The organism is Modestobacter sp. URMC 112 (assembly GCF_053502575.1).
Window position 1 is genome coordinate 576,086 of the sequence record NZ_CP199957.1, and the last position, 13,612, is coordinate 589,697.

Genomic DNA, 13,612 nt, shown 5'->3' on the forward strand with positions numbered 1-13,612 from the left:
TGGGCCTGATTGCTCAGATCACGCCACGCGAACGGAGCTCCCGCAGCCCTGCGAACACGCGGGCGCGGACCGTGTCCTCCATGTGCTCGGTCATCCCGATGAACCGGATGGACAGTTCCCGCAGCCCGTCGTCGCGTTGATGGCGCCGCACGACCTCGGCCTTGGTGCGGATCCGCTCGGTGTCGAGTTCCACGATCACGTCCAGGACCGCCCCGACGCCGAACTGGTCGCGGGAGGACGCCTCGTCCTCCCGCGACCGGTCCACGTCGGCAGGAGGGGCCACGGCCGCGCTGCCCTCTTGGCTGGCCGGCGGTCGGAAGACGCCCCGGAACCCGCCCTCACTGATGTCGACGGTGACTCCCGACAATTCCGTCATGCCGACGGTCGCCCGCACCTGGAGGTCGAGCGGAGCCCGCACGGCTGCACGCCGCTGACCGCGTGACGCAGGCCCGGTCGGGCGGAGCCGCCAGCAGTGCTGCTCCCGGGTCTCGACGCCGACGAGTTCGGTCGGCATCGCCCGCAGCTCCGACGAGGACTTCCACACCAGCTCGACGTGCTCGCCGGGGTCCAGGGGCACCCGCCGCTGGGACCGGTCCTGGCCGGCCGTCACGAGCAGGTCCCCGTCGCCGACCTCCTCGACCCAGCTGACCAGTGCGTCGCCGCGGCTGGGCACGAGCAGGTCGAGGATCGCCCGCTCCTCCGGGAAGTCGTGTCCCGGCACACCCGTCATCGCCATCTGTCTCTCCGCTGTGCTCGTGTCACGGTCTCTGGTCCCGGCCCCCCTGGAGGGGACGCCCGTCCTGCCTGTGGGTCCCCAGGGTGTCAGCGGGCATGTCCACCTGCTGTCTGGGGTCCTGCCGGGCCGCCGGGTTCGGCTTGGCGACGACCGCCGTCGGGCGTGCCCCGGGGAAGGTCGTGGCCTGCTCAGTACAAGGTGCTCAGGTCGCGCGCGCGGGCATTACGCAGGGCGGTGAAGACGTGCGACCGGATGAGGTCGCAGGTCTGCTCGGGCAGCTCGACGAAGGTCAGTGACCACTCGTGCAGGACGTCCTCGCGTGGGACGCGCCGGAGCAGTTCCGCCCCGACGTCCACCACGCGGGAGTGCAGGTCCAGAGTCATGTCCATCCGCTCGCCCTTCCTCGGCAGTGGGACCCGGGCGCCGAGGTCCCCGTGCGGTCGGAGGACGCAGGAGCACCCGTTCTCACTGAGGTCCACCGTGCTCCCGACGAGCTCGAGCGTGCCCCAGGACAGCCTGACCGCGAGGCCGATGGGGGCCCGGACCCAGTCCCGACGCTGGAGCCGGCTGACCCGGCCACGGACCTCGACCTCCCACAGCGAGTCCGGCGACAGGGCGACCACCTCGGTCGACACCGAGCGCAGTCCGTCGTCTGCCTGCCAGGACAGCTCCAGCAGGTCGCGGTCGACGAGCACCACGGACTTGCCGGCGCCGTCGCGCGGAGCCGTGATGTGGAGGCGGTCGCCGCTCACCCGGCGGACGCGGCTGGTCAGCGCCTCGTCCTGTCCCAGTCGCAGGACGCTCAGGGCAGTGGACGGGCCGGGCTGATGCGGGTTCGGCCGCTCCTTCACCATGTCACCTCCCGTTGGGCTCGCACGGTGGGGCGAGCTGCTCGGTCCAACATCGGCAGTCGTGCCCCCGGGTTGAGCGGAAGCCGTCACGGGGGGCACCCGTCCGGGTGACCGCGGCAGCGCGGCCGCGCGCCGGCCGTCGTGCCGTCCGGAGGCGGTCGGGCCCCACGGGCCACCCGGTACGCTCGGCCGTGTGCCCGCTGTGGTGGTCGACGTCGTCCTGAAGCCCGAGATCTCCGATCCCCAAGGGCAGGCGGTGTTGGGCGCGCTCGGCCGGCTGGGCCACGGCGGGGTGCGCAGCGTCCGCCAGGGCAAGCACTTCGTGCTGGAGGTCGACGGCGACCCCGACGAGGCCGAGCTCCGGCAGATCGCCGAGACACTGCTGGCCAACCCGGTCATCGAGGACGTCGAGCTGCACCTGTCGACCGACTGAGGCCCTCCTGCTGCTGAAGGACTGAGCTGTGCGCATCGGTGTCATCACCTTCCCGGGCTCCCTGGACGACGTCGACGCCGCCCGCGCGGTGCGGCTGGCCGGCGGTGAACCGGTCTCCCTCTGGCACGCCGACCACGACCTGCGGGACGTCGACGCCGTCGTGCTCCCCGGCGGCTTCTCCTACGGCGACTACCTGCGGGCCGGCGCCATCGCGGCCCGCTCGCCGCTGATGCGGGACGTCGTGGCCGCGGCACAGGGCGGCCTGCCGGTGCTCGGCATCTGCAACGGCTTCCAGGTGCTCTGCGAGGCCGGGCTGCTGCCCGGCGCGCTCACCCGCAACGGCCACCTGCACTTCCGCAACCGCGACCAGGCGCTGCGGGTCGAGCGCGCGGACACCGCCTGGACGTCGGCGTACACGGCCGGTCAGCAGATCGTCGTCCCGGTGAAGAACGGGGAGGGCCGCTACGTCGCCGCCCCCGCCGACCTGGACCGGATCGAGGGGGAGGGCCGGGTCGTCGTCCGCTACACCGGCGGCAACCCGAACGGCAGCTCCCGGGACATCGCCGGCGTGGCCAGCGCGGACGGCCGGGTGGTCGGGCTGATGCCGCACCCCGAGCACGCGGTCGAGGACCTCACCGGCCCGTCCACCGACGGGCTGGGCTTCTTCACGTCGGTCCTGACCGGCGTGGTGTCGGCATGACCGAGTCGGCGACCGCGGGCCTGTCCGACCTGGACACCGGCCCGGGGCGGCTGGCGAACCGGCTGGACACCGTCGAGCTGGCCGCGTCCACGCCGGACGACGAGCAGCCCTACGCCGAGCTGGGGCTGCGCGAGGAGGAGTACGCCCGGATCACCGGCATCCTCGGCCGCCGGCCCACCACCGCCGAGCTGGCGATGTACTCGGTGATGTGGAGCGAGCACTGCTCGTACAAGTCCTCCAAGGTGCACCTGCGCCGCTTCGGCGACCTGCCGCCGTCCGACGCGCTGCTCGTCGGCATCGGCGAGAACGCCGGCGTGGTCGACGTCGGGGACGGCTACGCGGTGACCTTCAAGGTCGAGTCGCACAACCACCCCAGCTACGTCGAGCCCTACCAGGGCGCAGCGACCGGGGTGGGGGGCATCGTCCGGGACATCCTGACCATGGGTGCCCGGCCGGTCGCCGTCATGGACTCGCTGCGGTTCGGCCGGGCCGACGCCCCCGACACCGCACGGGTGCTCCCCGGGGTGGTCGCCGGCGTCGGCGGCTACGGCAACTGCCTGGGCCTGCCCAACATCGGCGGCGAGCTGCTCTTCGACGACTGCTACGCCGGCAACCCCCTGGTCAACGCCCTGTGCGTGGGCGTCATGCGGCACGAGGACGTCCGGCTGGCCAAGGCCGAGGGCGTGGGCAACAAGGTCGTGCTGTTCGGTGCCCGCACCGGCGGGGACGGCATCGGCGGGGTGTCGGTGCTGGCCAGCGAGACCTTCGATGCCGAGGGGCCGGCCAAGCGCCCCGCGGTGCAGGTCGGCGACCCGTTCACCGAGAAGCTGCTCATCGAGGCGTGCCTGGAGATCTTCGCCGCCGACCTGGTGACCGGGATCCAGGACCTCGGTGGCGCCGGGCTGTCCTGCGCCACCAGCGAGCTGGCCAGCGCCGGCACCGGTGGCATGCACGTCGACCTGGACGCCGTCCCGCTGCGGGACAGCACCCTCACGCCCGCCGAGATCCTGATGAGCGAGTCGCAGGAGCGGATGTGCGCGATCGTCGAGCCGGGCAAGGTCGACGCCTTCCTCGCCGTCTGCCGGAAGTGGGACGTCCTGGCCACCGTCATCGGTGAGGTCACCGACGGCGACCGCCTGACCGTCGACTGGCACGGCGAGCGGATCGTCGACGTCCCGCCGCGCACCGTCGCCCACGAGGGCCCGGTCTACGAGCGGCCGATGCGCCGCCCGGCCGACCTGGACGCGCTGCAGGCCGACGACCCGGCCCGGCTCCCCGCCCCGGCCGGCCCCGACGAGCTGCGCGCCGCATGGCTGGCGGTGGTCGGCAGCCCGGACGGCGCGGACAAGTCCTGGGTGACCGAGCAGTACGACCGCTACGTGCGGGGCAACACCGTGCTGGCCCAGCCCGAGGACGCCGGCGTGGTGCGGATCGACGAGGAGTCGCACCGGGGCATCGCGCTGTCGCTGGACGGGAACGCCCGCTTCGCCCGGCTCGACCCCTACACCGGTGCGCAGCTCAACCTGGCCGAGGCCTACCGAAACGTCGCCGTGTCCGGTGCCGTACCGCTGGCGGTGACCAACTGCCTGAACTTCGGCTCCCCCGAGGAGCCCGAGGTGATGTGGCAGTTCGCCGAGGCCGTCCGCGGGCTGGCCGACGGCTGCCGGGAGCTCGGCCTGCCGGTCACCGGCGGCAACGTCAGCCTCTACAACCAGACCGGCGACGTGCCGATCAACCCCACCCCGGTCATCGGGGTGCTCGGGGTGCACGCCGACGTCCGGCGCCGGGTGTCCACCGGCTGGCGGGCCGCCGGGGAGACGGTGCTGCTGCTGGGGGACACCCGACCGGAGCTCGGCGGCTCGGCCTGGGCCGCCGTCGTGCACGGGCACCTGGGCGGCCGCCCGCCGGTGCTCGACCTGCCCGCCGAGCGTGCGCTGGCCGGGCTGCTGGCCGGGCTGTCCGCCGACGGGCTGGTCAGCTCCGCGCACGACCTGGCCGACGGCGGCCTGGCGCAGGCGCTCACCGAGTCGGCGCTGCGGTACGGCGTGGGCGCCGAGCTGACGCTGCCCGGCGACCCGTTCCCGGCGCTGTTCAGCGAGTCCGTCGCCCGCGCCGTCGTCACCACGGCGGACCCCGGCGCCGTGCGCGCCGCGGCCGGGCGGGCCGGTGTGCCGGTCACCGAGCTGGGCGCCACGGGCGGCGCCGCGCTGTCCCTCGGGGACCTCGAGCTCTCCCTGGACGAGCTGCGCGCCGCCTGGTCGGCCACGCTGCCGGCGCTGTTCGGATCTCCCGAGGTCGCCGTCGGCACCGTCCCGGCGGGCACCGTCCCGACCAGCTGATGGCCGGCGTCCAGCCGATCCCGGCCGACGAGCTGCGCGCCGCGCTGGCGCCCGCGGCCGCCTGGCTGGCGGGGGAGGCGGAGCAGCCGTCGCGCCGGGAGCTGGGAGCGGCGGTCAAGACCTCGGCGCGCTGGCTGGCCCAGCAGGTGCCCGGCCGCTCGGTGGAGCTGCGGGTGCCGCCGTTCGTCGCCGTCCAGTGCGTGCCGGGACCGCGGCACACCCGGGGCACCCCGCCCAACGTCGTGGAGACCGACCCGGCGACCTGGCTGCGGCTCGCCACCGGGGCCATGAGCTGGGCCGCGGCGGTGGCCGAGGGGCGGGTCAGCGCCAGTGGCAACCGCGCGGACCTGTCGGCGCTGCTCCCACTGGCCCCGCTGCGTCGTTGATCATCGGCGTCGTGTCCGGTCCGGCGGCGTGGCGGCCCGTGTCGGCGACAACGACCCGATGATCAACTCCCGGGAACGCGCACTGCCCCCGGCCGCGGGAGCGGCCGGGGGCAGTGGGTGGTGCAGAGGGGTCGGTCAGCCGCCGAACAGGGCGCTGGCGGCCTTCACCGTGTTGTAGAGCCCGTACGCCAGCGGGATGCCGACGAGGGTCCAGGCGAAGGCGATCAGGGCCGCCGGGGTCTTCGTCGGCCGGCTGTCGTTGCTCGCGGTGTGGCTCATCGGGCGGCGCTCCGTTCGGGGTTGGCGCGGGCGGTGGCGGGGTTGGTGGCCTTGGGCTCCCAGTACTTCTCCGCGACCGGCTTGATCAGCAGGTTGGCGACGAAGCCGATGGCCAGCAGGCCGACCATGATGAACAGCGCCGGACGGTAGTTCGCCGCGACCAGCTGGCCGGGGGTGCCCTGGGTGTCCAGGACGCCGTTGACGATCAGCGGCCCGGCCACACCGGCGGCCGCCCAGGCGGTCAGCAGCCGGCCGTGGATGGCGCCCACCTGGTAGGTGCCGAACAGGTCGCGGAGGTAGGCCGGGACCGTGGCGAAGCCACCGCCGTAGAAGCTGATGATCACGGCGGCGGTCAGCACGAAGATCCAGGTCGCGGTGCTGCCGAACAGGGCGAGGATGACGTACAGGATGATCCCGACGCCCAGGTACACCATGTAGATCGGCTTGCGGCCGATGAAGTCCGAGGTCGAGGACCACACGAAGCGGCCGGCCATGTTGAACAGCGACAGCAGGCCGACGAAGCCGGCGGCCGTGGCGGCGGCGACCGTGGAGGTCTCGCCGTTCCGGAAGAAGTCCTGGATCATCGGCGCGGCCTGCTCGAGGATGCCGATGCCCGCGGTGACGTTGCAGAAGAGCACCGTCCACAGCAGCCAGAACTGCGGGGTCTTGATGGCGTTGTTCGCCGAGACGTTCTCGGTGGTGACGAGGGACTTCTTCTTCACCGAGGACGGGTCGAAGCCGGTCGGCTTCCAGTCGTCGGCCGGCACCCGGACGATGAAGGCGCCGAACATCATGAAGACCGCGTACACGGCGGCGAGGGTGAAGAACAGCGCCGCGACGGCCTCGCCGTTGGGCGTGGTACCCGCGACGGCCGGGTCGTAGGCCGGGTCGTACCAGCTCATGAGCTGGCGGGAGAGCGGGGAGGCGACCAGCGCGCCGCCACCGAAGCCCATGATGGCCATGCCGGTGGCCAGGCCCGGACGGTCCGGGAACCACTTGATCAGCGTGGAGACCGGCGAGATGTAGCCGATGCCCAGGCCGATGCCGCCGATGACGCCGTAGCCGAGGTAGACCAGCCACAGCTGGCGGGTCTCGATGCCCAGGCCGCCGACGAGGAAGCCGGTGACCCAGAAGCAGGCCGAGGTGAACATGGCGGCGCGGGGGCCGTTGCGGTCCACCCAGGTGCCGAAGAAGGCGGCGGAGAGGCCGAGCATCACGATGGCGATCGAGAAGATGATCCCGATGGCGGTGAGGCTGGCCTCGAAGTGCGCCACGAGCGCGGCCTTGTAGACGCTGGTGGCGTAGGCCTGACCGATGCACAGGTGCACGGCCAGGGCCGCCGGCGGGATGAGCCACCGGTTGAAGCCCGGGCGGGCGACGATGCGCTCGCGGGCCAGGAAGCTGGGTACTGCCACGGATCGACCTCCGGGAACGAGAACAGCGGCGCCGGTCGGACGCAGCCACGGCAGACCTGGGTTCCAGGTCGTGAGCCGTGGGCACGTTACGTGCTCGCCGGCGTGTCGGCGCGTCGGGTTGCCCGATCCGAGGGACGGCGATACCAGATCGTTGTGCGCGGTTCCATCGGGCGCAAGCCGAACTCTGCCCGGGCAGGGCGGCTCCCTAAGCTCTCCGCATGCCATACGAGGTGAAGGGCGTCGTCGCCCGCAGCAAGGGAGCCCCGGTCTCCGTCGAGACGATCATCGTGCCGGACCCCGGTCCGGGCGAGGCGGTCGTGGACGTGCAGGCCTGCGGTGTCTGCCACACCGACCTGCACTACCGGGAAGGCGGGATCAACGACGAGTTCCCCTTCCTGCTCGGCCACGAGGCCGCCGGGGTCGTCTCCGCGGTGGGTGACGGCGTCACCAACGTCGCCGTGGGCGACTACGTCGTCCTCAACTGGCGGGCGGTGTGCGGCCAGTGCCGCGCCTGCGCCAAGGGCAAGCCCTGGTACTGCTTCAACACGCACAACGCCGCGCAGAAGATGACCCTGGCCGACGGCACCGAGCTCTCCCCGGCGCTGGGCATCGGCGCGTTCGCGGAGAAGACGCTGGTGCACTCCGGGCAGTGCACCAAGGTCGACCCGGCGGCCAAGCCTGAAGCGGCCGGGCTGCTCGGATGCGGGGTGATGGCCGGCGTGGGTGCCGCGATCAACACCGGCGGCGTCGGTCGCGGCGACAGCGTGGCCGTCTTCGGCTGCGGCGGGGTGGGTGACGCGGCGATCGCCGGCTCCCGGCTCGCCGGCGCGGGCACGATCATCGCGGTGGACATCGACGACCGGAAGCTCGAGTGGGCGAAGGGCATGGGCGCCACCCACACCGTGAACTCGAAGCAGGTCGACGCCGTCGAGGCCGTCAAGGAGCTCACCGGCGGCTTCGGCGTCGACGTGGCGATCGACGCGGTCGGTCACCCGGCCGTCTACGAGCAGGCGTTCAACGCCCGTGACCTGGCCGGCACCGTCGTCCTGGTCGGCGTCCCGAACCCCACCATGACCATCGAGCTGCCGCTGATCGAGGTGTTCGGCCGCGGTGGCGCGCTGAAGTCCTCCTGGTACGGCGACTGCCTGCCCAGCCGCGACTTCCCGATGCTCATCGACCTGTACCTGCAGGGCCGGTTCGACCTCGACGCGTTCGTGTCCGAGACGATCGGCATCGACGACGTGGAGGCCGCGTTCGACAAGATGCACGCCGGCGACGTGCTCCGCTCGGTCGTGGTGTTCGACAAGTGAGCAACCCCCGCGTCGACAAGACCGTGATCAGCGGGGTCTTCAGCCTGGACGGGCAGGACTTCGACGTCGACAACAACGTCTGGCTGGTCGGGGACGACGACGAGGTGCTCGTCATCGACGCCCCGCACCGGGCGGAGCCGATCATCGAGGCGATCGGCGGCCGGTCGGTCGCCGGCATCGTGCTGACCCACGGGCACAACGACCACATCACCGCCGCGGTCGCGCTCCGCGACGCCGTGGACGCCCCGATCTGGTTCCACCCGGCCGACCGGATGCTCTGGGACGTGGTGCACCCCGACACCGCCCCGGACGCCGAGATCACCGACGGCACCCGCTTCCTGGTGGCCGGGACGACGCTGCACGCACTGCACACCCCCGGCCACTCGCCGGGCAGCACCTGCCTGCACGCGCCGGACCTGGGCACCGTCTTCACCGGCGACACGCTCTTCTGCGGCGGCCCGGGCGCCACCGGACGGTCGTTCAGCGACAAGCCGACCATCCTGACCTCGATCAGGAGCCGGCTGCTCTCGCTGCACGGGGACACCGTCGTCCGCACCGGGCACGGCGACGACACCACCATCGCCGCGGAGATGGGCAACATCTCCTGAGCGAGGCCCGCTCCCCGGGCGACGTCACAGGTCGCCCGGGGAGCGGGCCTCCCCGCCCCGGTACCCTCGACGGGTGCCTCGCGGTGATGGACGGCTGACGCACGACCTCGATCCCTCTGCTCCCGGTCCCCAGGACGCCTGCGGCGTCTTCGGGGTGTGGGCGCCGGGGGAGGAGGTCGCGAAGCTGAGCTACTTCGGCCTGTACGCCCTCCAGCACCGCGGTCAGGAGGCGGCCGGCATCGCGGTGTCCGACGGCTCCTCGGTGGTGGTCTACAAGGACCTGGGGCTGGTCAGCCAGGTCTTCGACGAACCGACGCTGGGCAGCCTGCGCGGGCACATCGCCGTCGGCCACACCCGGTACTCCACGACCGGGGCGTCCACCTGGGAGAACGCCCAGCCGACGTTCCGCACCACGGGGGCCGGCACCGGGCTCGCGCTGTGCCACAACGGCAACCTGGTGAACACCCCGGAGCTGGCCAGCGCCGCCGCGGACGACGGCGTGGCCGGGGCGTTCGCCGCCACCACCGACTCGGACCTGATCACCTCGCTGATCGCCGCGCGCCCCGACATGAGCGTCGAGGCCGCCGCGATGGAGGTGCTGCCCATGCTGCGCGGCGCCTTCAGCCTGACGTTCATGGACGAGAACACCCTCTACGCGGCCCGCGACCCGCAGGGCGTGCGCCCGCTGGTGCTCGGCCGGCTGGAGCGCGGCTGGGTGATCGCCAGCGAGACCGCGGCGCTGGACATCTGCGGCGCCTCGTTCGTCCGAGAGGTGGAACCCGGCGAGCTCATCGCGCTCGACGAGGACGGACTGCGGTCCCAGCACTTCGCGCCCGCCTCGCCCAAGGGCTGCGTCTTCGAGTACGTGTACCTGGCCCGGCCGGACACCACCATCTCCGGCCGCGGCGTGCACGCGGCCCGGGTGGAGATCGGCCGGCGGCTGGCCCGGGAGCACCCGGCCGACGCCGACCTGGTCATCCCGGTCCCCGAGTCCGGGACGCCGGCCGCCGTCGGCTACGCGGAGGCCTCCGGCATCCCCTACGGCCTCGGGCTGGTGAAGAACTCCTACGTCGGGCGCACGTTCATCCAGCCCAGCCAGACCATCCGGCAGCTGGGCATCCGGCTGAAGCTCAACCCGCTGCGCGACGTCATCCGCGGCAAGCGCCTGGTGGTCGTGGACGACTCGATCGTCCGGGGCAACACCCAGCGCGCGCTCATCCGGATGCTCCGCGAGGCCGGCGCGGTCGAGGTGCACGTGCGGATCTCCTCCCCGCCGGTCAAGTGGCCGTGCTTCTACGGCATCGACTTCGCCAGCCGCGCCGAGCTGGTCGCCAACGGCCTGGACGTGGACGGCGTGCGCGCCTCCATCAACGCCGACTCGCTGGGCTACGTCTCCGAGCAGGGGCTCATCGCGGCCACCGAGCAGCCGGTCAACCGGCTGTGCACCGCCTGCTTCACCGGTCAGTACCCGATCCCGCTCGGCGAGCCGGAGGTGCTCGGCAAGCACGTGCTCGAGGGGATCGGACGGCGGGCGCTGTCCGACGAGGGAGCCGCCCGCGCGGTGAGCGGGTGGACCGGTCAGCAGGCCGGCAGCCCGGCGGTGCCCGGCGGCGCCGACGACGCCCTCTCCCGGCCGTGAGCGACCCGGCGTCCCGGGGCGGGGACGGCGGGCTGACCTACGCCGCCGCCGGGGTCGACATCGACGCCGGCGAGCGCGCGGTCACCCTGATGCGCTCGGCGGTGGAGCGGACCAACCGGCCGGAGGTGGTCGGGGGGCTCGGCGGCTTCGCCGGCCTGTTCGCCCTGGACACCGCGCGGTACCGCCGGCCGCTGCTGGCCTCCTCCACCGACGGCGTGGGCACGAAGATCGCCCTGGCCCGGGCGCTGGACCGGCACGACACGGTCGGCATCGACCTGGTGGCCATGGTCGTCGACGACCTGGTCGCCTGCGGCGCGGAGCCGCTCTTCCTGCAGGACTACGTCGCCTGCGGCCGCGTGGTGCCCGAACGGATCGCCGCGATCGTCACCGGGATCGCGGACGGCTGCACCCAGGCCGGCGCCGCGCTGGTGGGTGGCGAGACCGCCGAGCACGGCGACCTGATGGACGCCGACGAGTACGACCTGGCTGCCACCGCGGTCGGCGTGGTCGAGGCCGACGCCGTCCTCGGGCCCGAGCGGGTGCGGGCCGGCGACGTGGTGGTCGCCATGGCGTCCTCCGGGCTGCACTCCAACGGCTACTCGCTGGTGCGCCGGGTCGTCGACCGGGCCGGCCTGGACCTGACCGCCACCCCCGCCGGGCTGGCCCGGCCGCTGGGGGAGGAGCTGCTGGAGCCCACGCGGGTCTACGCGCTGCACTGCCTGGCGCTCGTCGCGGAGCTCGGCGTCGACCAGGTGCACGCCTACGCGCACATCACCGGCGGTGGACTGGCCGGCAACACCGCCCGGGTGGTCCCGCCGGAGCTCTCCGCGGTGCTCGACCGGGAGACCTGGGAGCTGCCCGCGGTGGTGCGCCTGCTCGAGGAGCACGGGGTGCCCCGGGCGGAGTCCGAGCGGGCGTTCAACTGCGGCGTGGGCATGGTCGCCGCCGTGGCCCCGGAGGTCGCCGACCGCACGGTGGAGCTGCTCACCGCCCGCGGCGTGCCGGCCTGGGTCGCCGGCACGGTCGAGGCCGCGGCGGACGGGCGGTCCGGCGCCTCGCTGGTCGGCTCCTACCGTTAAGGACCCCCCTGCCCCCCCACCGCTCGCAAGCTCGCGGCGGGACCCTGCAGGGGGGCCGCTCACGAGTTCGAGTGAGCCTTTGAGCTCGGCCGGAGGGGTCGGGATGCACGAGGACACCGCCGCCCCCAGGGGAGCGGCGGTGTCCTCGAGCTGGGCCCGGGGGCTCAGCGGTTCAGCGACTGGCTGCCCAGTCGTCGTCCGCGTCGTCGTCCGACGACCACCGGTCGTCGATCGCGTCGTCATCGTCGTCGTCGGTGGTGCCCCCGCGAGCGGGGAACGACGACGGCTGACCAGCGAGCTCACGCTGCAGAGCCGTGAGGTCGGTGTTGGGTGAGCTGTACTTGAGCTCACGGGCCACGCGTGTCTGCTTGGCCTTCGCTCGGCCGCGCCCCATCGGCTCGACCCCCTCGGTGACCGGAGTAGGGCGCCCAGCTCCGGGCTGGACGGCCCGTGCGGCGACCCCGACTGAGTGACTGTGTCCTGGGGCGAGCTTACGACACGTATCGGTCACGAGCACGCGTCCCGGCGCGCGGTCCCCCGTCAGGAGTGACGAGGGTGACCTGGGTCTCACCCCGGGCCCGCTCCGCGGGCGCCGGACCGGTGCTCAGCGGGGCAGTCGGATGGTGGCCAGCCGGCCCACCGAGCTCATCCGTTCCTCGGCGAGGCGGTCGGCGGCCACGGCCGGGGACACCCCGTCGGCGTCCGCGGCGGCGAACACCCGCAGCGCGACGTCGAAGATCGTCGTCGCCTTGGACTCCGCCCGGGCGAAGGAGAAGCCGTGCCGCTCGTCCTCCACCTGGATCACCCCGCCCGCGTTGACCAGGTAGTCGGGTGCGTAGAGGATCCCGCGGCCGGCGAGCGCGGCCGCGGTGCCGGCGTGCGCGAGCTGGTTGTTGGCGCCGCCGCACACGATCTCGGCCGGCAGCACCGCCACCGTCTCGTCGTCCAGGGCGCCCCCGAGCGCGCACGGCGCGTAGACGTCGTGCGGCGTCCGGACCAGCGTCGCGGTGTCGGCCACCGCCGCCACGCCGGGGTGCCGGGAGCGGACCCGGGCGACAGCTGCCGGGTCGACGTCGGTCACCACGACCGACGCGCCGTCGGCGACCAGCCGGTCGACCAGCCAGCTGCCCACCTTGCCCACCCCGGCCACGGCCACCGTGCGCCCGGCCAGGGTCGGCTCCCCCCAGCGGTGCTGGGCCGCGGCGCGCATGCCCTGGAACACGCCGAAGGCGGTGAGCACCGAGGAGTCCCCGCAGCCCCCGAACGCCTCCGACCGGCCGTGCGCGAACCGGGTCTCCCGGGCGACCACGTCCAGGTCGGCGTTGTAGGTGCCCACGTCGCAGGCGGTGAGGTACCGGCCGCCGAGGGCCTCCACGAAGCGGCCGTAGGCGCGCAGCAGGGCCTCGGTCTTGTCCGTCCGCGGGTCGCCGATGATGACGGCCTTGCCGCCGCCGAGGTCGAGGCCGGCGAGGCTGTTCTTGTAGGCCATCGCCGTGGAGAGGGCCAGCGCATCGGCGACCGCGGCCTCCTCCGAGGGGTAGGGGAAGAACCGCGTCCCGCCCAGCGCCGGGCCCAGCGCGGTCGAGTAGACCGCGATCACCGCCCGCAACCCGGAGGCCGGATCGGAGCAGAAGACGACCTGTTCGTGCCCGGAGCCCATCACGTCCACAGCCCGAGCCTAGGCGGGCGCCCGGCCCGGGCGGCTCACGGCGGGCGTGCGGCGGGGGCCGCGGCTGTCGCGCGACCAGGTCCCGGCTGCCGGTGCCGCCGGGCGGGGCGGGCATGATCGGGCGGACGCACGCTGCCCGGCGGGAGCCGGTGCCGCACACTCTCCTGG

14 protein-coding genes are annotated in these 13,612 nt (G+C 73.4%); 8 read left to right on the forward strand and 6 right to left on the reverse strand.

Features of this window, described 5'->3' with window-relative positions; genetic code table 11:
- Positions 1-13: 13 nt before the first annotated feature.
- Positions 14-736 (reverse strand): hypothetical protein, encoded by a 723-nt coding sequence (locus tag ACWIX6_RS02695; protein ID WP_448615312.1) that lies wholly within the window; start codon positions 734-736, stop codon positions 14-16.
- A gap of 188 nt (positions 737-924) precedes the next feature.
- Complete coding sequence (locus ACWIX6_RS02700; protein ID WP_448615313.1) at positions 925-1,488, reverse strand: PilZ domain-containing protein; 564 nt, start codon at positions 1,486-1,488, stop codon at positions 925-927.
- A gap of 292 nt (positions 1,489-1,780) precedes the next feature.
- Between ACWIX6_RS02700 and purS the strand changes: the two genes are divergently transcribed.
- The 4 genes from purS to ACWIX6_RS02720 are packed head-to-tail and all read left to right on the forward strand — an operon-like array spanning position 1,781 to position 5,445.
- Complete coding sequence (gene purS, locus ACWIX6_RS02705) at positions 1,781-2,020, forward strand: phosphoribosylformylglycinamidine synthase subunit PurS (protein WP_448615314.1); 240 nt, start codon at positions 1,781-1,783, stop codon at positions 2,018-2,020.
- Positions 2,021-2,048: 28 nt separating this feature from the next.
- Positions 2,049-2,720 carry a phosphoribosylformylglycinamidine synthase subunit PurQ gene (gene purQ / locus ACWIX6_RS02710; RefSeq protein ID WP_448615315.1) on the forward strand — a complete coding sequence of 224 codons (672 nt, stop codon included), beginning with the start codon at positions 2,049-2,051 and terminating at the stop codon, positions 2,718-2,720.
- Complete coding sequence (gene purL / locus ACWIX6_RS02715; RefSeq protein ID WP_448615316.1) at positions 2,717-5,059, forward strand: phosphoribosylformylglycinamidine synthase subunit PurL; 2,343 nt, start codon at positions 2,717-2,719, stop codon at positions 5,057-5,059. The genes purQ and purL overlap by 4 nt, the downstream gene beginning before the upstream one ends.
- Entirely contained in the window at positions 5,059-5,445 is a 387-nt protein-coding gene (locus ACWIX6_RS02720; protein ID WP_448615317.1) for a sterol carrier family protein, read from the forward strand. Before purL ends, ACWIX6_RS02720 begins: the two co-directional genes overlap by 1 nt.
- A gap of 135 nt (positions 5,446-5,580) precedes the next feature.
- On the opposite strand, the gene ACWIX6_RS02725 is transcribed toward ACWIX6_RS02720, so the two are convergent.
- Both ACWIX6_RS02725 and ACWIX6_RS02730 read right to left on the reverse strand, forming a co-directional pair.
- The gene (locus tag ACWIX6_RS02725) at positions 5,581-5,724 is read right to left on the reverse strand and encodes an MFS transporter small subunit (protein WP_448615318.1); all 144 of its coding nucleotides are present in this window, start codon (positions 5,722-5,724) and stop codon (positions 5,581-5,583) included.
- Positions 5,721-7,139, reverse strand: a complete 1,419-nt coding sequence (locus ACWIX6_RS02730) for an OFA family MFS transporter (RefSeq protein WP_448615319.1) — start codon at positions 7,137-7,139, stop codon at positions 5,721-5,723. The genes ACWIX6_RS02725 and ACWIX6_RS02730 overlap by 4 nt, the downstream gene beginning before the upstream one ends.
- 218 nt (positions 7,140-7,357) lie before the next feature.
- Here ACWIX6_RS02730 and ACWIX6_RS02735 point away from each other — a divergent pair, with 218 nt between their 5' ends.
- The 4 genes from ACWIX6_RS02735 to purM all read left to right on the forward strand — a co-directional run bounded on the left by ACWIX6_RS02735 (position 7,358) and on the right by purM (position 11,775).
- Positions 7,358-8,449, forward strand: a complete 1,092-nt coding sequence (locus ACWIX6_RS02735; protein WP_448615320.1) for an S-(hydroxymethyl)mycothiol dehydrogenase — start codon at positions 7,358-7,360, stop codon at positions 8,447-8,449.
- A complete protein-coding gene (locus ACWIX6_RS02740; protein WP_448615321.1) occupies positions 8,446-9,057 on the forward strand; it encodes an MBL fold metallo-hydrolase in 612 nt (203 codons plus the stop codon). Before ACWIX6_RS02735 ends, ACWIX6_RS02740 begins: the two co-directional genes overlap by 4 nt.
- 73 nt (positions 9,058-9,130) lie before the next feature.
- A complete protein-coding gene (purF, locus tag ACWIX6_RS02745; protein WP_448615322.1) occupies positions 9,131-10,696 on the forward strand; it encodes an amidophosphoribosyltransferase in 1,566 nt (521 codons plus the stop codon).
- Positions 10,693-11,775: a phosphoribosylformylglycinamidine cyclo-ligase gene (gene purM / locus ACWIX6_RS02750; RefSeq protein ID WP_448615323.1), complete on the forward strand. Its 1,083-nt coding sequence runs from the start codon at positions 10,693-10,695 to the stop codon at positions 11,773-11,775. Before purF ends, purM begins: the two co-directional genes overlap by 4 nt.
- Positions 11,776-11,947: 172 nt before the next feature.
- Here purM and ACWIX6_RS02755 read toward each other — a convergent pair whose 3' ends face one another.
- Both ACWIX6_RS02755 and ACWIX6_RS02760 read right to left on the reverse strand, forming a co-directional pair.
- Positions 11,948-12,169: a DUF3073 domain-containing protein gene (locus ACWIX6_RS02755; protein ID WP_448615324.1), complete on the reverse strand. Its 222-nt coding sequence runs from the start codon at positions 12,167-12,169 to the stop codon at positions 11,948-11,950.
- 210 nt (positions 12,170-12,379) lie between these two features.
- Positions 12,380-13,435: a Glu/Leu/Phe/Val family dehydrogenase gene (locus tag ACWIX6_RS02760; protein ID WP_448616970.1), complete on the reverse strand. Its 1,056-nt coding sequence runs from the start codon at positions 13,433-13,435 to the stop codon at positions 12,380-12,382.
- Between the last annotated feature and the right edge of the window lie 177 nt (positions 13,436-13,612).